At 33.7% G+C, this 20090-nt stretch carries 28 protein-coding genes and 1 pseudogene; 26 read left to right on the forward strand and 3 right to left on the reverse strand.

Going from position 1 to position 20090, the window contains the following annotated elements:
• The first annotated feature begins 383 nt into the window (after positions 1-383).
• The 17 genes from SB717_RS28190 (at position 384) to SB717_RS28270 (ending at position 12137) form a co-directional block, all read left to right on the forward strand.
• Entirely contained in the window at positions 384-800 is a 417-nt protein-coding gene (locus SB717_RS28190) for a hypothetical protein (RefSeq protein ID WP_410905938.1), read from the forward strand.
• Positions 801-869: 69 nt separating this feature from the next.
• On the forward strand, positions 870-1160 hold the full coding sequence (locus tag SB717_RS28195; RefSeq protein WP_074682822.1) for a DUF5592 family protein: 291 nt from the start codon (positions 870-872) through the stop codon (positions 1158-1160).
• 141 nt (positions 1161-1301) lie between these two features.
• Positions 1302-2324 carry a DUF3231 family protein gene (locus tag SB717_RS28200; protein WP_410905940.1) on the forward strand — a complete coding sequence of 341 codons (1023 nt, stop codon included), beginning with the start codon at positions 1302-1304 and terminating at the stop codon, positions 2322-2324.
• A gap of 403 nt (positions 2325-2727) precedes the next feature.
• Complete coding sequence (locus SB717_RS28205) at positions 2728-3246, forward strand: hypothetical protein (protein WP_312036208.1); 519 nt, start codon at positions 2728-2730, stop codon at positions 3244-3246.
• 69 nt (positions 3247-3315) lie between these two features.
• The gene (locus SB717_RS28210; protein WP_074682819.1) at positions 3316-3750 is read left to right on the forward strand and encodes a hypothetical protein; all 435 of its coding nucleotides are present in this window, start codon (positions 3316-3318) and stop codon (positions 3748-3750) included.
• 258 nt (positions 3751-4008) lie between these two features.
• Complete coding sequence (locus tag SB717_RS28215) at positions 4009-4266, forward strand: hypothetical protein (RefSeq protein WP_410905942.1); 258 nt, start codon at positions 4009-4011, stop codon at positions 4264-4266.
• Entirely contained in the window at positions 4263-5453 is a 1191-nt protein-coding gene (gene mobP2, locus SB717_RS28220; RefSeq protein ID WP_410905944.1) for a MobP2 family relaxase, read from the forward strand. The genes SB717_RS28215 and mobP2 overlap by 4 nt, the downstream gene beginning before the upstream one ends.
• Entirely contained in the window at positions 5453-5887 is a 435-nt protein-coding gene (locus SB717_RS28225) for a hypothetical protein (RefSeq protein WP_074682816.1), read from the forward strand. The genes mobP2 and SB717_RS28225 overlap by 1 nt, the downstream gene beginning before the upstream one ends.
• A gap of 50 nt (positions 5888-5937) precedes the next feature.
• Positions 5938-6210: a hypothetical protein gene (locus SB717_RS28230; RefSeq protein ID WP_074682815.1), complete on the forward strand. Its 273-nt coding sequence runs from the start codon at positions 5938-5940 to the stop codon at positions 6208-6210.
• 138 nt (positions 6211-6348) lie between these two features.
• A complete protein-coding gene (locus tag SB717_RS28235; RefSeq protein ID WP_216885176.1) occupies positions 6349-6714 on the forward strand; it encodes a cupin domain-containing protein in 366 nt (121 codons plus the stop codon).
• A 243-nt stretch (positions 6715-6957) separates the two neighbouring features.
• Positions 6958-7479, forward strand: a complete 522-nt coding sequence (locus SB717_RS28240; protein WP_410905946.1) for a DinB family protein — start codon at positions 6958-6960, stop codon at positions 7477-7479.
• Between the two features lie 169 nt (positions 7480-7648).
• Positions 7649-8653, forward strand: a complete 1005-nt coding sequence (locus tag SB717_RS28245) for a guided entry of tail-anchored proteins factor 1 (protein ID WP_074682812.1) — start codon at positions 7649-7651, stop codon at positions 8651-8653.
• Positions 8654-8794: 141 nt separating this feature from the next.
• A complete protein-coding gene (locus SB717_RS28250) occupies positions 8795-9748 on the forward strand; it encodes a toprim domain-containing protein (protein WP_410905970.1) in 954 nt (317 codons plus the stop codon).
• Positions 9741-10406: a restriction endonuclease gene (locus SB717_RS28255; protein WP_410905948.1), complete on the forward strand. Its 666-nt coding sequence runs from the start codon at positions 9741-9743 to the stop codon at positions 10404-10406. The genes SB717_RS28250 and SB717_RS28255 overlap by 8 nt, the downstream gene beginning before the upstream one ends.
• A 451-nt stretch (positions 10407-10857) precedes the next feature.
• Complete coding sequence (locus SB717_RS28260; RefSeq protein ID WP_410905950.1) at positions 10858-11418, forward strand: L,D-transpeptidase; 561 nt, start codon at positions 10858-10860, stop codon at positions 11416-11418.
• A gap of 109 nt (positions 11419-11527) precedes the next feature.
• Positions 11528-11743 carry a hypothetical protein gene (locus SB717_RS28265; protein WP_144647306.1) on the forward strand — a complete coding sequence of 72 codons (216 nt, stop codon included), beginning with the start codon at positions 11528-11530 and terminating at the stop codon, positions 11741-11743.
• 58 nt (positions 11744-11801) lie between these two features.
• A complete protein-coding gene (locus SB717_RS28270; protein ID WP_074682809.1) occupies positions 11802-12137 on the forward strand; it encodes a hypothetical protein in 336 nt (111 codons plus the stop codon).
• A gap of 929 nt (positions 12138-13066) precedes the next feature.
• On the opposite strand, the gene SB717_RS28275 is transcribed toward SB717_RS28270, so the two are convergent.
• The gene (locus SB717_RS28275; RefSeq protein WP_074682808.1) at positions 13067-13507 is read right to left on the reverse strand and encodes a YaiI/YqxD family protein; all 441 of its coding nucleotides are present in this window, start codon (positions 13505-13507) and stop codon (positions 13067-13069) included.
• Between the two features lie 54 nt (positions 13508-13561).
• On the opposite strand from SB717_RS28275, the gene SB717_RS28280 reads away from it, so the two are divergent.
• From SB717_RS28280 to SB717_RS28300, 5 genes are all read left to right on the forward strand, one after another.
• The gene (locus tag SB717_RS28280; RefSeq protein WP_312036205.1) at positions 13562-13807 is read left to right on the forward strand and encodes a L,D-transpeptidase; all 246 of its coding nucleotides are present in this window, start codon (positions 13562-13564) and stop codon (positions 13805-13807) included.
• A 3-nt stretch (positions 13808-13810) separates the two neighbouring features.
• Entirely contained in the window at positions 13811-14137 is a 327-nt protein-coding gene (locus tag SB717_RS28285; protein ID WP_410905952.1) for a L,D-transpeptidase, read from the forward strand.
• Between the two features lie 297 nt (positions 14138-14434).
• Positions 14435-14722 carry a hypothetical protein gene (locus SB717_RS28290; RefSeq protein ID WP_074682807.1) on the forward strand — a complete coding sequence of 96 codons (288 nt, stop codon included), beginning with the start codon at positions 14435-14437 and terminating at the stop codon, positions 14720-14722.
• Between the two features lie 65 nt (positions 14723-14787).
• Entirely contained in the window at positions 14788-15228 is a 441-nt protein-coding gene (locus tag SB717_RS28295; RefSeq protein WP_410905954.1) for a hypothetical protein, read from the forward strand.
• Between the two features lie 587 nt (positions 15229-15815).
• On the forward strand, positions 15816-16088 hold the full coding sequence (locus SB717_RS28300) for an AbrB/MazE/SpoVT family DNA-binding domain-containing protein (RefSeq protein ID WP_074682805.1): 273 nt from the start codon (positions 15816-15818) through the stop codon (positions 16086-16088).
• A 350-nt stretch (positions 16089-16438) separates the two neighbouring features.
• On the opposite strand, the gene SB717_RS28305 is transcribed toward SB717_RS28300, so the two are convergent.
• Together SB717_RS28305 and SB717_RS28310 are read right to left on the reverse strand one after the other, a co-directional pair.
• On the reverse strand, positions 16439-16822 hold the full coding sequence (locus SB717_RS28305) for a CBO0543 family protein (protein ID WP_410905956.1): 384 nt from the start codon (positions 16820-16822) through the stop codon (positions 16439-16441).
• Positions 16806-16931, reverse strand: a complete 126-nt coding sequence (locus SB717_RS28310; RefSeq protein WP_410905958.1) for a hypothetical protein — start codon at positions 16929-16931, stop codon at positions 16806-16808. The genes SB717_RS28305 and SB717_RS28310 overlap by 17 nt, the downstream gene beginning before the upstream one ends.
• A gap of 990 nt (positions 16932-17921) precedes the next feature.
• Between SB717_RS28310 and SB717_RS28315 the strand changes: the two genes are divergently transcribed.
• From SB717_RS28315 to SB717_RS28330, 4 genes and pseudogenes are all read left to right on the forward strand, one after another.
• Positions 17922-18104, forward strand: coding sequence for a hypothetical protein (locus SB717_RS28315; RefSeq protein ID WP_055991944.1), 183 nt, complete (start codon positions 17922-17924; stop codon positions 18102-18104).
• Positions 18105-18938: 834 nt separating this feature from the next.
• A pseudogene (locus SB717_RS28320) lies at positions 18939-19136 on the forward strand (MerR family transcriptional regulator); the annotation flags it as partial.
• Between the two features lie 285 nt (positions 19137-19421).
• Positions 19422-19625, forward strand: a complete 204-nt coding sequence (locus tag SB717_RS28325) for a hypothetical protein (RefSeq protein WP_410905960.1) — start codon at positions 19422-19424, stop codon at positions 19623-19625.
• Positions 19626-19673: 48 nt separating this feature from the next.
• A complete protein-coding gene (locus SB717_RS28330) occupies positions 19674-19880 on the forward strand; it encodes a hypothetical protein (RefSeq protein ID WP_410905962.1) in 207 nt (68 codons plus the stop codon).
• Positions 19881-20090 lie beyond the last annotated feature (210 nt).

Here is a 20090-nt window from a genome sequence, read left to right on the forward strand (position 1 = left end):
GATCGTTAAGTTAGACTAAAGATCAACTTGTTGTTTTTGTTAACACCAATCTCTGTTTTATAAAAATAGGAGAGAACAATACAACAATGAACCAATATCATTTATTATCTATTTTTAAGAATTGAATTAAGGTAATTTCTATCTCAAATGTAGAAAATGTTTATTGAGTTCATGGAACATTTAGGATTGATTAGAGTAACAAAAACTTCTTTTTTATAAAAAATGAAACTATAGACTATCATTTGAATCAAAAAATGGTAAAAAAGCAGTTTTATTTATTTTAATGTAAACCAAAAGAGATTATTTAGTTCTCATATATTAGAAATAAAGGGAATACTTCAGAAGGAAAAGGATCAGGTCAAGGCACATCTTTACAAGATAAAATGCAAGCAGTAGGTGTTTCTAATCATAGTCAGGGATCAACTTCCTCTGTAGAAGGTAGAAATACATCTCTACATGATGAAATGCAAGCCTCTGGTCAGAATGGAAGTACAAATGGAGGCAGCTCTTCTGTAGGAAGTGCGAGTACGCCTGTTCATGAGGAAATCGAGACTTCCAGTTACGGTGGGAGTACAAGTGAAGGTAGCTTTTCTATAGAGATAAGTTACCCTATACCAACAAGAGAACCTTCTGCTTCCATGCCGACAGGGGTGGATCAAGCACAAGTGGTACGGGAGAACGTCAAAGAGAGCATAGGAAAGGTAAAAGAACGTATTGATCATTCACAAACGGTCCATAAAACAAAACGCTCTTATCAAATTGGACGAAATACAGGGCGAGATTTACAAAACCTTGGATGAAAGAAACGGAATAAACCAGAAGAGAAGTAACAAGCGTTACTCCTCTTTTTTATGGAAAGGGGAAGAGTCATGGGAAACTATAATATTCCGAAAGAAATCTCAACGAAATTAAAGATTAATAAATCTCTTTATCTCTTTGATTTGTTGTTCATTATTTGCTTACTTATAGTCATGATGATGTTAGGTTTTTTCATTCATCCTATAATTCAAACTCCTTTTTACGTCTTTATGGGCATATTTGGTTTATTGATGATTGTTAGACCAAGCACGAATCCTCCAAAATGGATGTATGAAGCGTTATTGCTTACACTTGTACGAAAGAAGAGCACTTATTGTGCGGTAGATAGGGAACAAGAATAAAGAGAGCCATATTAAAAATAAGGAAAAACCATCCCTGGTAGATAGGATGGTTCTGAATGGAAAGTCCAAGTTAACATTCTCAAACTTCACGTTTATTGTTACCAATTTATGTAAAAGATAAACGTGAATGGAGGATAATATATGGTAGAAATGAATAAATCTTCGCGTCTTACAAGCGCTGAAATCTCAAACCTTTGGAATACCTATATGAATGATAGTTTAAATATTTGTATCGTTACACATTTTCTACAAACGGTGGAAGACTCTGATGTAAAACTTCTTTTAGAGGAAACCATTAACGTAGCTCAAGGGCACCTAGTAGAAATAGAAACGCTTTTTCAACGAGAGGGAATTCCTAAGCCAGTTGGGTATCCAGTAGAAAAACACGTTAAACTAAGTGCGCCACGTCTTTTTACAGATGTTTTTTATATGGCCTATCTTCTACACATGAGTAAATTTGGGATGACCGCACATGCAGGTGGTATTACATTGGCTTGTCGGAAAGATATTCATCATTTATTCCATAAATATGTGGAAGAGGCGATTCTCCTTAATGGTGCTACACGAGAAGTCATGAAGGAAAAAGGTGTCTTTATTCGGCCACCTTATATGGATTATCCAAAGGAAGTAGAGTTTGTGACAGAGCAGAGGTTTCTGACCGGATGGTTTGGACACAAACGATCTCTACTTGCACTGGAAACCTCTCATTTATATATGACATCACTTAATAATGAACTAGGGAAGGATGTCCTTTTAGGTTTCTCTCAAGTAGTGAAGGATAGTGAAATAAAAAAACATTTTATACGGGGCACGAAAATTACTTCAGATATTCTCTATCATACTCATAAGACGTTACATGAAAGCGATATTCCAGCTTCTATGACTTGGGATACGTGTGTTACGGACTCCACTATCGCTCCTTATTCAGAGCAGATTATGCTTTGTTTTGTTAATGCATTATGTACCCTTGGAGTTGCAACATATGGAAGTGCCATGTCCCTAAGTATACGACATGACTTAGCAGCTCTTTATAGTAAATTTATTTTGAAATCAGGAGCCTATGCTGAGGATGGAGCGAATATGTTAATTGAGCGTTCTTGGATGGAGAAACCTCCTCAATTTATTGATCGTGATAAATTAATACGTAAGAATACAGAAAGTTAAAGGAACCATGGTTTATTAGTTAGTTTATTTTTGCAGAAACAAACATTTTACTAAACAAATAGTGTAAAAATCTATAGTTAGAACGTGTTTTTATTGAAACACGTTCTTTCTTTTTGTCTATTGATACAAGCTACTACTCATAATTTAATCAAATCCTATTCAGGAGTTAAAAGGAGGATAAGTAAGATGGTGGTATTCGATGAAAGAGTATTGAAAAATGATCAATTAAAGTCGGTAAATACCTTAAAAAAAAGAATAGAGAAGTAAAACTCTTCTTTTTGATAAAAAAGAGATGGATAAACAGATCGATCGGGCAAAGAAAAAGAATCCTTTTTCTCTGTTACAACCTCCAAAGGATAGAAAGGAAAAAAAGAAAGAGAAACTACCGGAGGTAAAGAAAAGTGTGGCTGATATTATTCCCGTTATAGATCAAAAAGATAGTGGGTTATTTCAGCTAAAAGATGATGGAGGCTTTTTTGGAATCTGGCAGCTTCAAAGTACAGATATCAATGCCATGCATGACCAAGAGGCAGGGCGCAACATTTATACATTGGCCAAAACATATCAGGACGACAAAGATCCGTTTAAAATTATCTCGTTAAACTTACCCGTTTCAACTCAAAAGCAACAACAGTATCCTGAGAAGAAGATTCGAGAACCCAACAATGCGTTATCGCTTCGATTCTTACGAAAAAAATTAAAAGAACTTCAATATTTAGAATGGGGGCGAACCAATCGAGAATACTTTCTTTTCCTATGTGGACCGACTGAACTCGCTGTAAAAGAGCGAAAAGACCAATTTATGCGAGATATTCAACTGGCTGTCCCTCTGTTACCTGTTTCGGATGAAAACAAATTAATCTTCTTTACAAACTTTACAATCAAAACGCCAAGCTTGGCAATAAACAATAAGAAAGGATGATAAATCGATGATGACTTTACCTTTCCGTAAAGAAGAGAAAACATCCCAAGAGATTAAGCAAAAAAAAGAATGCAATCCCTATTTTGTGGCACAGATTCAACAGAGGAAGTAGACGCTCATGCGTTAATTACAACGCTCTATTCTGACCAACGAAAAACGAAAAGTGAAGAAGAAAAAGGAACAAAAAACAAACAAGAATATGCGCTTTTGGTCAATGAGTTAGAAAAACAATTTGTTAAAAAGAAAATGAAAAACTATGAAAAAGCAATCACAGTAGAAGCCAAACATAAGCGTCAAACCCAACAAGAAGTGAACGAGTTACAACGTGATATGAAGTACCAAGTGAAGGAGGAAAAAGCTGATACAGAATCAAAGATTGCGATGAAAAAAGATGCGATTCAGTCGAGTGATGCAAGCATTCAGCTCTATAAAGATGAACAAAAAAGTTTACAAGAAAAGCTCCAAAAATTGAATGAAAAGCAACAAGATTTAGCCATGAAGTGAAAAAACACAGGGGGACGCAAAGGGGACATGGCTCCAAAACAGGGGGACATAAAGGGGACATCGGGATTTTAAAAGGGGACGTAAAAGGGACGTACACCCAAAAAAGGGGACGTAAAGGGGACATTAAGCGACTTTCTTTGATATCACGGTTTTGCTAGGCTCTGCCTAGCCCATCACACCCTGTGATAGCAAAAACCCCTTATGCTCTTCTCTCTTTTTAGGGGGGAGAGTACTACTACAAAAGAGAGGTTAGATAAAATGGAAATTAAAATTCGATATGTTGATCTAGTTGCACTTAAAAAAATTGATAAAATCGCAAAAGAAAAAAAGATTTCTAGGCAAGAATTCTTAAAAGGTCAGATTGAAACACTAGCCGTTTTTCAAGAACAAAAAGATCGTGAAGCAGAGTTAGAACAACTCATTAATCGAAATATAAAGATGATGGAAAGGTGTGCAGTAGCAATTGAAACAATCAATGGATTTATTCGAGATATGATGGGAGAAGATGAGGAATGAGTGCGCCTACTGTTATTCCAGGCGTAGTGTTGAAAACAAAATTTGTTACATCTGATAAAAAGGCTTTTCAAGATTATGTTGATCGTGATGAGGCGACAAAAGAACAAGAAGTACATGAGAAACTGTTTACCCTTTATCAAGATTATATGGATAACCCTGATAAAACGTCTTCTTTATTTACTCAACAATCCAATCACTTGAATGATGTTGAGAAAAAACAATTAAAAAAGTTGTTTGAAACAGCTCAAAAAAATAACAGTATTATGTGGCAAGATGTCATCACATTTCATAATCCTTGGCTCCAAGAAAATGGTTTATATGATGCTCATACTCATACAGTAGATGAGAAAAAATTAATGGAGATTACCCGTGAGTCCATGAAAGAAATGCTTAAAAGGGAAAGGTTAAATGAGTCGGCTATTTGGTCGGCTGCTATACACTATAATACAGGGAACATTCATATTCATATTGCAACAGTGGAACCACAACCTACTCGTGAGCGAGGCAAAAGAAAGCCTAAAACATTGGATGCGATGAAGTCAACAGTCGTGAATCAAATTTTAAATCGGAGTGAGCAGCATCAGAAAATAAATGAGTTAATCCGAAATGATATGGTCGGGAAAAAGAAACAGGATTCTTCATTAAGGTGGAGGAACCGTCACATTCAACCATTATTTATCCAAATCTATAATCATCTTCCAGAAGATAAAAGGCAATGGCAATATAGCTACCGAACATTAAAACCAATGAAGCCATTTATTGATGTGCTGAGTCAAAAATATATTGAAAAGTATCATCGCAACGATTATCAGCAATTACTTGGAAAATTAGATAAAGAAGTGGAGGAATTAAAGAAAGCGTATGGAGAAGGAAAAGGAGATGAGAAGCGATACAAGGATTATAAGCAAACAAAAATAGATGATCTTTATAAGCGAATGGGAAATGCCTTCTTAAAAGAAATGAAAGATTATGATAAGCAACAGCAACAGGTTAAAAGAATGGTAGAAAGCAGGAAACAATCGAAACGTCCTGCAAGTTTTAATCAACATGTCTCCATGCATTTTGCATTAAAAAAGATGGAACGAGCGTTTAAATCAGAATATGACAGTTGGAAGAACCAAAAACATTATGAGCAATTGCAAAAAGATATTGAACATAATCGAGAAGCTGAAAGGGGTTATGAATGATGGAGAAACACCGACGTACCATTTCATTAGACACTAAAACGGATGAATATATTCAAGCTTATATGGAAGAACATCACTTTCGTTTTCCAGGGGAAGCGATTATGGATATTTGCCAAAAGTATCAAGAAACCAAGGAAAAGGAATGGTCATTACAATATATTTCGGAAGTGGTCAGCAATAACTTACATCAGGTTTTAAAAGATGAATTAACGAAGATTCGTCTTGGGGCAAATAGTGCTGATAAAAATACACAAATTTTAATTGAATATATGAACGGTCTATTCTTCCATCATGGTTTTGATGGGTTAATGACAACCGATTTACAAGAGTTAGATAGCACAAAGGTTGCAAAGGAAGCTGTTGAGAAGCGTATTGCAAATCAACGTCAAAAACGGATTGATTGGGAAGAGTCCAAAGGGAAACAACCATCTTAATGATGGTTTTATATAAATATAGATTTTAAAAATTAAAGGAGGAATTATTCATGTTTTTTAACAAAGATTTAGTGTTAGCTTCGATTAAAGCTGTAGGAGAGGATCATGCCATTGTACAGTATCAAGACAAAGAGGTAGAGGTGAATTTAAGTCCAGAAGAAGCAAAAGAGTTTCATCAATATGTTGTACATCAAGAAAATATGTTAGTGCCCATGAATATTAAAACACAGAAGCTTTTTGTGGATTTAGAAGAACCTTGGTATGAACAAGAACTAAAAGAACTAAAGGAGATCTCTTATCAAGAAAATAAAGTTTTGAAGTAAGGGTTCAATATCTACAAAAGATACAAGATTTATAAAACATTTGTAAAAATTTACTCCTTTTGGTTATCATTAACCCAAACGATGGTTTTCTGTTAGTTATGTATTTAATAGATTGATAAAAAAGGAGAAGAGAAAAGAATGGAATATACTCCGATTAATTTACAAGAAAAATTAGCTAAATTCACAGAGTTATGGTCTCCAAAAGTTATTGCTGAAATGAATGATTATCAGTTTAAACTAGTTAAGGTACAGGGGGACTTTGTTTGGCATAAGCATGAAGATACAGATGAGGTCTTTATGGTGATTGAAGGTCATTTAATAATTGAATTTCGCGATGGTGAAGTGAAATTAAATCAAGGTGAAATGTTTGTCATTCCGCGAAACGTTGAACATAAGCCTTACGCAGAATCAGAGTGTAAAATTATGCTTGTAGAACCTAAGGGTGTTGTTAATACGGGTGATAAGACAACTCAGCAAACAGCAGAAAATGATGTGTGGATTTAAACTTTGGTAGAAATAAATTTCGTTCAAAATAACTAAACCTTTATTCAATTATTTACTAATCTAAAAGAAAAGAAGTCGAAAGTTAGAATGGTGAGAGAGCATAAAGCTCTCTTTTTTATTGGTCGATTACCCATTAAATGGAGGGAGTCCTACATCAAATTTTATTAATGCTGGCTTTTCTTATTTGCTGTACAATGAATCTAATAATATAAGTGGGAATATTCAAATAAAGGAGTGGAGAATATGGAAAAACAAGAGTACGAATGGGTAAAACAAACACGTCAAATCTTATTAGCGCAATGTAAAGAGTTGAATGAAGATGATTTTACAAAAGAACTAGGATTTGGTTCTCAGAGTGTAAGAGATTCTTTGATTCATATTGCAGGTTGCTATCATGCTTGGCTGGGGTCTTTTGTTCTCCTACGAACGAAATCGCCTCTTTTACCAAAAGAAGTAATTAATAATATGCAAATAAGTGATATTCAACTTTATTTTGAACAAGCAGATGCATATGTGGATACCGTATTCGAACAATTTAGTGATAATTTCGATGACATTATTGAAGGAGAACTTGCCTGGAGACCAGAGGTTAATAGTATAAGAAAGACTCCGCGACAATTACTCATGCATACAATGACACATGAATTTCACCATAAGGGGCAAATTGTAGCCATGTTACGTTTATTGGGTCATATACCTAAACATACAGACATAATTGGTCTACCTGACAAGGAAGTTGGATCAGTTGCTTCAAGTAAGGAATAAGAGAGTTAGTTAAAGGTTCCTCTTTAGAAATTAACAAGATTTATCCAACATCTAGATGGAACTTAATAAAATTAAATGAAAAAAAGCAGAGGTTGTTCATTCCTCTGCTTTTTTTATGCAACTTTTACTTTATTTATTATCTAAATATTAATTACCTGGGGGAAAAATGATGAAAAAAGTGACATCTCTTTCAAATGACCAATTTAACATGCTTATTGCAGATAAACGTGAATTAAAGAAGTTTATGAAGCACCCACAAAATGAAAAAATCGAGGCAGATTGGGCGAACATCAGTGAGAAACAGCTGCAAGACATCCCTTCTGGTGCTGTTTACTTAACACAATCAGCTCTAGGGGAAGAAAAACCGCAGGTTTTACTTGTTTCTACGGATGAAAAAGGACAAAAACAAGCCTACAAAAGTGAAACAACACTTGATTTTTTAAAGAGTCATGATGTGAACCCTGTTTTAGAGAAAGATCGAGAAACGCAGCTCAAAACGAGCTATATTACGTTTTTACAGGCTCATGACAAAGAGAAACCTCAAGATATTGATAGCATGTTAGCCCGTGTGAATGCAGAAAACGATTATGTCATGTTGAAATCAAGTGCCTTAAAGGAAAAGCAGTTCACCTCTGACCAATTGAAAGGTATAGAGAATGAGCTTTCTCATCAGTTTCAAGCACGTAAACAGACACAAGAAAAGGATCGATATCAAGAAGATTACAAACAAGAAGTACTAGAAGTTATGCAGCAGCCTAGTGAAGAAACACAGTATAAGCAGCTATTTAAACAAAACTTATTAGCCCAATTAGGCATATCAGATGAAAAAGATTCTTCTAAAGAAGCGAAAAAAGAAGCCGAAGCAGAAAAAGCCCCTGTCGAAAAGCAGCTGAAGCAAGAAACACCTCAAGAGAAAGAGCAGCGTTTGGCCAAAATGAAGGAGTTTGAACAAAAGCATTCCTTTGATAAGGTGTACAAATTAAAAAAAGAAGTGCTGCAGGAATTAAAAGAGCTGAATTTGACTGATTCTCAACGTGAGAAGTTAACGAAGCTTGAAAAGGCGTTGGACACAGAGAAAAAGGATCACGATAAGCAGAAAAAAGAAGAGAAATCGCAAAATGGATTTACCAAGTTTTTTGCACGGAACAGTGGAGCATTTCTTTCAAAGAAATAGGACCAGACACAAGAAATGGAACGATAAAACAAGCAAAAGGTGAAAAGAAATGAGAGGGCTGAAAAGCCCTCTTTTTTCATAGGGTGAAAGAGAAGGAGGGATTAGGTGGGGGAACGAAAACACGTCAATGAGGGGGAAATCATGAAAGCACGGGATGTTGATTTGTTGTCGTATCTAGAAGCCAAAGGCGAAACCTTTGTAAAAGAAGGAAAGTATTATCGTCATACGGAACATGATAGCTTACTCATCAAAGGAAATATGTACGCTTGGAACAGCCGGAATGAAACAGGATATGGAGCGATTAGTTTCGCTCGAATGTATTATGGAATGTCATTTCCACAAGCCGTATTAGATATCAACAAAGGCAATTATAAAGAGCTTTCTCAGTCGCATGAACAACCGTCGGTTTCACCATCAAAAGAGCCTTTTCGCTATCCAAAAGAGTTAGAAGTAAAGGATCAAAACAAAATAAAAGGTTATCTCATAAAAGAACGTAAAATAGATTCTCGGTTAGTTGACTGGCTTCTTCAAAAAGATTTAATCGCCCAGGACAAACGAAACAATGTCGTGTTTAAATGGCGTGAACATGGAGGTAAAGGAAAGGTAATTGGGGCGGATCGGCAAGGCACAGCTTCTATAAGTAATAAGCGTGGTTCCTTTAAACAAGTCTTACCGAACGATAACCGACATACAGGCTTTTCAATTGATGTTGGTCGCCCAAATAAGATTCATTTTTTTGAAAGTCCAATTGATTTGCTTTCTTATTGGAGTATTCAGGAGAATAGCCTACAAAACACACGACTCATTAGTATGAATGGATTAAAGCCTAAAACCGTTGCACAGTCTTATATCGAAGCTCGAAAAGAAGGCTTAGGTATTAAAGAAATGGTGTTAGCTGTCGATAATGACCAAGGAGGAAAAGAATTTATTGACAAAATGAACCAAATCGTTAATGCTGATTTAATAAGAGCAGATATTCCAAAGGGAGCGAAAGACTGGAACGAAGAATTAAAGAAGAATGGAAAAAGCATTCAACCTGTGGCATCACGTCTCCCGAATAAACAAACTGAACAGGAGCTTTCAATGAATGGATAACGTGTTTCAAAGTGTATTTTATCTTTTTCTTGTCATCATTTTATTTAAGCTTTCTCAATTTGCTTACCGTGTCTTTCGTGAACGGAAGTATATGAAAGAGCTAGCCCAATCAGGCATGCCCTATATTGATAAAATGGATGGTTATCAGTTCGAAATCTATCTGAAAGCACTTTTTCAGCAATTAGGTTATAAACCTCAAGTCACGCAAAAGTCTGGTGATTTTGGAGCTGACTTGGTGATGAAAGGCAAAGATAAGATTGTCATTCAAGCCAAAAGGTATGGAGTTAAAAATCGGGTGAGTCTTTCGGCTGTACAAGAAGTTTATGGGGCAAAAGCGTATTATAAAGCGAATCAAGCGTGGGTTGTGACCAATAGTTATTTTACGAAACAGGCGAAAGAGCTTGCAGCTGCATGTGATGTGACTTTATTGGATCGGGCGGATCTTCAAAAGTTTATTAATGAAGTAAATCCCGTTTTTAAGGCACGGGAAATCTTTGAAAATATCACACCAGAACCTCGTAAATGTCCAATGTGTGGGCAAGATCTAGTCGTACGAGATGGGAATGGTACTCTTTTTTTTTGCTGTTCCTCTTTCCCTTCTTGTCGTCATACAGAGAAAATTAATAAGGAAGTAAGTAAGAGCAGACCTTCAGTGTAGTAAGGTCTGTTTTTTCTTGTTCTAAATAGGTGCTGAAATTTGCATCTAATGAGCAGTTGTACGCAAAACACAAGTTAATTTCGTTAGAGAGCGTTTCTCTGTAACGAATAGAGCTGAAATAGTGCCTAATAGAGAATAAAAATAGGTGGATTTCAAATAATATTGATAATTCACAAATAACCGGAGGTTTACTATGCGTTCAAATAATAATTTTGTGGTGCTGCTATTCTTTTCTATTTTGGGTATGGTTGCAACCATTGTTTTCAGCAGTGTTATAATTTCTCAGAATAACCGTTTGTTAAGGGAAAGAAAATAAAAATAAAAAGAGGTCAATTTGTTGTAAAGAAAAGTTGGTCTCTTTATTTCTTAAATAATTGTTGTGATAAGCATCTTTTCATTTGGAAGGTGCTTTTTTGTTTCTTATAAACATATAAAAAAGAGGAGAGTTTTTATGAAGAACATTTTTATGAAATCAATGACCGTTCTTACATTACTAATGGTCACATTATGTGGAGTAAATCAGGGAAAAACAGAAGCAGCAAGTAAGCCAGCGAATGAAGATTTGATTATTATTAACAAGTACTACAACAAGCTTGCCTATTTTCACAATGGATATATTGAAATTGTTGATCCAGTAGCAACGGGAAAAACGTGGGATAAAACACCTGTTGGCTTTTTTAAAGTGGTAAACAAAATTAAAAACCGTCCTTATTATACAGGACATATTCCAGGGGGCGATCCTCGCAACCCATTAGGAAAACGTTGGTTAGGATTAAATGCAAACGGTACGTATGGCGATACGTACGGCATTCACGGCAATAATAATGAAAGCAGCATTGGAAAATACGTGAGTCAAGGTTGCGTGAGAATGCATAATGCAGAAATCGAAAAGCTTTATGATAAAGTACAAGTAGGCACACCGGTTGCCATTACGTATTCCTATAAGAGCTTTGTTGATCTTACGAAAGTATATGGTTACAAGTTCAAAGGCTACAAATTAAAAAATAATTAATGATTAAGCAGCATTCCTTCATCACGGGATGCTGTTTTTTCTTTGTCTTCTTTCCATATAGCCCTTATCATAGAAAGAGATGAAAAATATGGTGAAGGAGGATATGATTATGCGAGCGAAAATTGAAAAGGCTAAACATGTATGGATGTTTGAAGCAACAGGAGAGTTTTATGCTCATGAGGTGAGTAATGAGAAAATAAAAAGAGGTTTCTTTCTATGTCCTTCTTGTGAAGTAAAAGTGTATTATAAGCAAGATCATTTCTTTTCCAGTGAGCATAAACGAAATTGCATCTATGTGAAAGAACAATTTAAGAAAAAAGCCTAAAAGGTAAAGGAAGCCCAGCAACCTTATATGGGAATATAGAGAAAAGGGGTGAAGCCATATGAAAAATCATGTTTATCAAAATGGACGGTTAATTCAAACGAATAAAAAATTTTCAGCATTAAAGCAAAAGCAGAAAGAATGGATAACGAACGAATTAAGACAACGCTATATTAGTACAATCAACTACCCTCATATCAAATTACACCCCAGGAAACGAGATCAAATTTCAGATGAAGTGTATGACCTTATTGAGGAAAAAGAAATCTGGATACTTTATGGTGAAGTGAAGAGACACTATTTTAGCAAAATCCCTTCGTTTATTCGTAAGAATAAGAAAATGATGCAACAAGAAGAAAACAAAACAGATGATACATCACAGGAAGAATCGGAGTAAATACTGCCTCATTTCTATGATAATATTTAGGTAACTTTTTTATTTAATATTTGTACGACAAATCACAGCCTTGTTTTATATTAATATAGGGCATATAGATACAAATTTCATAAAGAAAAGTTCTCGAAAAAGGCTATCTCAAAGATGAGATAGCCTTTTTCGGTTTCTTTTGATGGTTTAGGTGTTCTTAAAAAAATATGTCTTATTGCTATTATAAGGTCTTTTGTCAGACATGTCACTATGAATTTTCTGACATTTATAAAAATATGCAAAAGTTAAAGCTATCTAATATAAATAGTTCAAAAAGGTACACCTTTTTAGGCAATGAAAAAATGATTCGAAAAACGTCTATTTAAATGAAAAATATACTTTCACGTACAAAATATTTAAATCTATTATACGATGTGAAAGTCATTATTATCGTTAACAAAATAAAAAGCAACCTAGGCATTGGCAAGCGAGGTTGCTTTTAATAGGGTTCACACATAGGTGAATATGAAAGAAATAACTGCAAATAAACAATAGCACATTTTTGTTGGAGATACTATATTTTTCCGTATAAGTATATGTATAAAAGGTGTACTTTTTATACGTTCTCGTTTCTTTCAACTATCCAAAGAACGTAGTCATATCAACGATGCATAAAAAGTTGCACGATCCGGGTAAAGAATCCTTGGTGGAAGCCTACCGCTCCAAGGGTTCTTTTGCTTTCTTATCTCTGGAAGGAGATATTATGTTAACAGGAATTGTCCTCTTTCTTTTTGATAAGGGCCCTTTTGTGGAATAACACTTAATGAGCGAATTAGGTATATTTTGTTGAAGTAAATAGAGAAGATTGTTAAGAAATGTACTTAAGCTAACGGAGCAGGTTAGTTTAATATTTGGACAATTATTTTTCTAGGTTTTTCTTAACAACAGATGATTCTTTTTTAACGTGTAATCGCTCTTTTAAAAAGTTCCTTAAACTTCTCCTTATCTTCTGATGTAAATGGTTTTGGCCCCTTTGTACGCTTTCCGCTTTTTCGAGCCATTGCACTCAAATAACGTGTTTGTAATAATTGGTCAATGTTTTCATTTGTATAACTAGACCCATTATGGTGAAGTACCGCACAACCTTTTGCTAAACCTAGCGAAGCAAGACCATAATCTTGCGTAACGATTATATCTCCTTTTTCTGCTAACCTCATAATACGATAATCCGCAGCATCTGCTCCAGAATCAACATAAATGGTTTCCACTCCTGATGGTTGTTCCACATTAGAAAAATGAGAAAAGCTAGTAACAAGGATAACAGGAATTTCAGCATTCGTACCTTCAGAGATAATGATATCTTTTACCGGACAAGCATCGGCATCAACATAAATTTTCATCTTAACCTCTCCCTGTAAATAAGTTTGAGTTGATGATAATGGCAAATTTAGCCTTTGTCAAACGATAAAGGTGGTTTACCTAAAATCATTAAAAAACAGTTGTTCTATATTGGAAAGTATTTTAACCATTACTCCTTTTGTAGAAAAACAGAGGCAGCAAGCAAACTAGAGAATCAAGATTTAATTATTATCAATAAGTATTATAATAAACTAGCTTATTTTCACAATGGTTATATTGGAATCGTTGATTCAGTAGCAACGGGGAAAAAATGGGATAAAACACCTGTTGGCTTTTTTTAAGTCGTGAACAAGATTAAAAACGGTCTTTATTATACAGGACATATTCCTGGGGGTGATCCTCGCAATCCGTTAGGAAAACGTTGGTTAGGATTAAATGCAAACGGTACGTATGGCGATACATACGGCATTCATGGCAACAACAATGAAAGCAGCATTGGAAAGTACGTGAGTCAAGGATGTGTGAGAATGCATAATGTAGATATTGAAAAGCTTTATGATAAAGTTCAAGTAGGCACACCTGTTGCGATAACGTATTCCTATAAGAGTTTTGTAGATTTGACAAGCGTTTATGGTTATAAATTTAAAGGTTATAAGTTGAAAAATAGTTAATAAAAAAGCATCATTCCGTGTTTTTATGACGGAATGATGCTTTTTTTTATCAATAATGTGTCGGTAGTACTACAAGATGTTTCAGCTTCTATATATACGGGTATCAAAAGTTTTAGGACATCGTTCTCATGGTATACTATCGATTAATGACAAAACATTGTATATGCAGCATGTTTTGTTCATTTTCTGCTTTGGAGGGACGATTTCATTATTTGTTGTCCTTCTTTTTATTTTATATAAAAACAATGAAGTACTCCCCAGAGTACTATTATCTTTAGTCAAGGGAGTTGAAATATTGTGAAAAAAACAGAGCACATCAAGAGATATGAGCAAGGTATTACTAGTAAGTTTGCTGTGTACAACTTTCCATATGTTTATGAATTTTCTATTTACGCTATTGACATCTTTTATTCTGATACAGGAGAATACCTCTTTGGCTGTGCTAAGAACACTACACTTGAAAGATTCTTTACTCGTAAAATCTACCAAGATGAACTTGGGTATTATTTCAAGTATGTTCAAGAAAAGATCTATCTCAACAGTTTTAATCCAATAAAGAACAATAAGCTACAGTTAGCTCAATAAACTGGCTTTTTTTATGCCATCCAAGACAAATGATCTATCATATCTTGATTTAGGAGAGAATATATATGGAAACAAATGAAATGAAATTGATTCCGGTTCCATATTTAAAACTAAATTCCAGTGGAGCGATCATTGGGCATTCGGATGAAGCCATGAATTTTTTCACACTGGTCAATGACTTTTTAGACCTTGTTCATCTAGATGATCGGCTCCTAGCTAGACAGCTACTTGTACAGACTACTTCACCTCTTCCCATAAAGGTCAATCTAAAGTTAGCTATTGGTCATGATCTATATGATTTGTTTGCATGTACGGTTAAATGGCAAGATGAAATTGGCCATCTTATTTGTACAGAAACCACAGCTGAAATCATGAACGCTGAAAGACAGTTAAAAGCTAAGGAACAGGTATTGCAAGCCAAACAAGCATTAATAACAGCTAACAATCATTTACTTAAATCTATTGACCATTTAATTAAAACATTGGAGCAGAATACGGATAAATAGAGCGTTTATTCTTAAGTAAAACCACAGAAACTAAATGCTGTGTATTTACATGCAAGTAAGTTGAAATCCAGCCACCTTGTTAACAATAAAAGAATACATGTTAAAAACTCTCTATATTTTTATTGGAGAGTTTTTTTTATGAATTAACATTTTTCTATAAAGTTTTTTGGCAATGCTAGTATTTTCTATAGATTCATTTTAGAAAGTTGATTATAACATGCTAAATCTGCTTTTTATCTAACATTTCAACTTGTTCTCAGATTGTAGAAATACAGAACGCTAAATCATGGGGATTAGAATAGATTTATCAAGGAGAAGGTTAATCAATTATATAAAAGATAAAAAGAAAAGTTGATCAAGGACCTATAAATTGAAGTGAAAGATAAAATACTTTTATTATTAATACTTTAATATTTGAATAGTTTGTAGAAAAAACAATTATAATTCTTCCATGCAACCTTTATTTCTAACCTTATCATATTGAAATATCCTCTCTCACTGAAATGTAATATATTACTAATGAAAACAATAAAAAGCATATTGTACACTTAATGGGTATGTAAGTACTATTTTATGGAGGTTTTAAATTGAAAGCTACTGGCATCGTTAGGAAACTAGACAACCTGGGAAGAGTAGTCTTACCCATCGAACTAAGAAGAACATTAAATATTAAAAAGAACGAACCTGTTGAAATTTTTGTAGATAATGAGAACATTGTGTTGAAAAAATATTCACCTAATTTAGCCTGTAAATTAACAGGTGAAGTTTCCGAAGATAATCTAATCTTGGCAAAAGGAAAAATAATTCTAAGCCGTGAGGGAGTAAAGCAACTGCTTAGAGAGTTAGAAGTAAATTTATAACTCAAATATGAAGAATGAGAGCAGACTCTTTTCGACTTTTATACCTTGTCTTTTAATTAAAATGTCTGTCCAATCTGCATAAAGACAGCACCTAAATAATTAGGTGCTGTCTTTATGCAAAAAAGGATTTCTGAATCTTCAATCAACTAACTTTATATTACCGGAAACTGATATAAGCAAGCTATAACTTTGTTAGGATGTCTGACACAAATAATCTAATGTTATTTTTCTTTTTTTTAGTTACCATAAAACGTGTTACAGGAACTAGATATGTTAAAAAAGCTCTTGTTATTTAATGCAAGAGCTTTTTTACTGCTAAATTCTTATTTTCTGAACTAATTATTAATTAATCATTGCACTTGGTGTTTTGATATTTTTCGTACAATTTCAATCAGCGATCTAGTTACTAAAGATTTAAGTATAATACTACCTAACGTATGATACCAATTCCATCCTTTCTTCCATTTAATTAAATCTGTTCTTCTCACTGTCCAAAATTCAATAAAAAATAAGGGGATTACAAGAGAAACGAGCTTATAAAAGGTAGAAAGTGGTTTATCTTTTTCCGTCATTTGATTGTAAAGGACTGTAAAGGTCGGATACAATAGGAGATCAAATAGAACATGAATTTTCGTGGTTTTTCTTAAAAAACGAACTGGATATGTTACTATATTATGTGAAGTAAGAAAATGATCTATAATACTGTTAGTAAAAGCATTAAATAAATAAACCAATAACCAAATCTTTTATTGGAGGTTTTCTAAATAATATTGGGACTAAAAGCCCTACGTTTAGAATAAATAAAATACGCAAGAATTGTTTTTCAAATTTATGCCCTTTCATAAAGCAGCTCCTTTCATTACTAGAATGCTTCATGAAAGGACATAATATTAACTTTTAATCCAATGAATATAATAGTTATTATCATAAAGGCCCTTAGAATAGTTTATTCTAAGGGCCTTCTACCTATGTAAATCAAGAAGACTATAAAGGATACCGATCTAGAAGTGAAATCATTCTACCTACACTATAGTCTCCATTCTCTCTGAGGTAACTTGCCTATTAGGAATAAAAAAATTTTTTTGAGCAAACTACTCAAGGTGAGTAGCGTTCCTTCGTTACACTTTCTACTCCATTACACCTAACAAACTACTTCGCCACCTTTCGAACCGGCTTAGGGGTAGGTTGTTTTTTGGAAAGAAACAAGTGATAGAACTTTAAAAACAGACATATGATTTATAAAGTCCTCGCGTGTTTATAAATCGAACTAGTAGATAACCCATGAATACATTTATTCGTGGGTTATTTGTTTTTTATATGAATTAAAAAATCGTACCCAGAGCAAACTACCCAAGACGCTCTGCAACGTCAGCTAACAATTGATTATCATTCATGAAACAGAAAAAACTACCCTATCACACACCAGGGTAGTTTTTTCTGTTTTTACGCTGTATATGATATACAAAGGTAGTTAACATAATACCTCTTCCGGAACACAAGCCAAAAAAGAGCCCTTGGTAGGCAAGGGTTTCAAGCTAAGAGAGATTTCTTCATTATGCAGCTTTTATACATATGTTAACCCCTACAAAAAATTGCCTATATGCGAAGAATAAGATGAAAATATCTTATTTCATACATCAAATATATATGAGCTCTAATGAAAGCAGCCGAAATAATCACGATTGCTCTTTTTTTTTGCCTAAAATCGTGTTGCTAGCAAACTCATACGCAAAATTAAAAGTCTTTTCGTGAGTAAGTTGTACTAGTAATTCCCTCATAATACCTCTTATTTTTTTCAACACAAATCAAATAATACGTTTAGGAGGTGTTTTTATGCCAGAGCACGGTTTCAATCAAACACATGATAATAACAATCATAGCAATAGTTATGATACAAACGGTGGAAGTATCCAACCAGTAGATGTACCCCAATCTGTCGGAAATAAAATTCCTGCTGAAAACGATGGACTAACTGGAAAAGTAAATGCAAACCTCGGATACCATCCAAAAAAGTAGCACGAAAAAACCGCCCTACAAAAGTAAGGCGGTTCTCCGATAAGTTTTATCTTACAAAACTAAAACCATGTAGAATCTTTATATTTTGGAAATTATACCATTTAACAAAAAAAAGAGCAACCCTAAAGTTACTCTTTCTCTCAGCAAAAACTAAAACAAAATGTGTGCATTGGTGCTCAAGGAATATACAATAAAGTATACTTTTACGGACATATAAGTCTATGCCGTTTTAAAACATTAAATTAATAAAATTACTTTAACGAAATTCAAATAAAAGGGTAATTAATACTTTTTATGAATTAATTTACTTTTAATTGATTTTTAACCATATTTTAATGATTCACTACAGTCGTTGAATTATAATGGAATTACCAAAGTGATTATCCTTCTTTCAACTTGCTTTCTATCTAAAGCAAGTCTTTTTATTTACCGGAATGAAAATGACTAAAATAATATAGGTTGCATGGTATCAACATATTTCATTAGTAATCAGACTAAAATATTTTTCAAATATACAGAGAAACGCTCTCTGAGGAAATTAACTTTGGTTTTACATATAATAAATGATTCGCCGCAAATTTTATCAATTTAGAAGTTTTTATCTTCTTCTTATTATTATTGATTTTGAAAATCGATCTGTTTAAACTTAGTTACCCTAATGTCACTCTCAAGAACTAAAAACGCTTTTCATCAAGAAGTATTTATAACGCGCTATATTTAATGAACTTCATTTCTATATACAATCCAAAAGTTAATAACATATATACTGATAAAGAATGGAAATAGGAGAGGATATTCTTGACTAAAAATCATTCATATTTAGATGAGAAAGTTATGACTATAAAAATCGTTACTGAAATGACAGGTTTATCAGTAAGACAAGTTCGTTATTATGAAGAGCGAGAGCTTATTTTCCCAAAACGAAACTCTTCAGGTACCCGAATGTATTCCTTTTCCGACATTGAAAGGTTGATGGACATTGCAGAAAAGATTGAAGATGGCGTTCGAACAAGAGAAATGCGTAAGGATTTATTCCAAAATAGGTAAATTTGATTTGTTCTTTTAGTCTTTGCTAATGTTTATTCAATTTGTATCTTCAATATTTACTGGATTATTTTTATTCGAACTTTTTATAAATGTATATAAGATAGGACTTTTATTCATTCCATTATCATTTAGCCTAGAGAGAAACATTGATACATAAAGGGTGGATTTTATGATGAAATTCCTGATGAGGCAAAAGAAGAAATAAAAAAAATACCTCTAGAATTACAAAAAGGTCTTTTTGAAGGTATGTCTATTGCATATGAGAAAATAATGATTGATCTAGGATTGATTCTTAAATCAGAAGACGTTGATAAGTTGAGCCATACAGAGAGGTTATCCGTAAATTATCAAAGAATGGCGGACATGCTTAAAGAAAAATTTGAGCTTGATAAGACTGATTATAGAAGTGGATATTTGCAAGGTGAAGCTTCTGCTTATCAAATGGTTGGAGAAGAGATACAGATGATTTTTTAAATGAACTAATAGGAAGAAATTAGTTTATACCTAAGGAGGAGCAAGCCTATGAACTTTTTAAGTTGGTATGACTGGATTACTCCAACAAACCCTTATGCTGCACTATTGTTAGGACTGATTTTTATAGCCCTTTTAGCTTTTATTATTTGGTTTCAGACTAAAAGTTGGAGCACACTCTTTATAAGCTTAACAACAGGTGTACTAGTAGTTCTTATAGGGGTAATAACACTCAATAGCATAGGTTGGTATAATTAATTTGATAAAAATATATAAAGACACCTAATTATTTAGTAAGGTGTCTTTTGTTCCTGTAATCCGTTTTATGTTAACTATGGGTGTATATCATACACAGACTGAAAAAGAGAAAAAACTACCTTCGAGTTAGGATTGAACTGCACCCCAATTGTTAGACAAAGAAACTCTAATGATTGGGGTGCTTTTATGTCAAGACATACATTTGAAGAT

This window comes from Priestia sp. SIMBA_032 (assembly GCF_046535215.1).
In the GTDB taxonomy this organism is placed as follows: Bacteria; Bacillota; Bacilli; order Bacillales; family Bacillaceae_H; genus Priestia; species Priestia aryabhattai.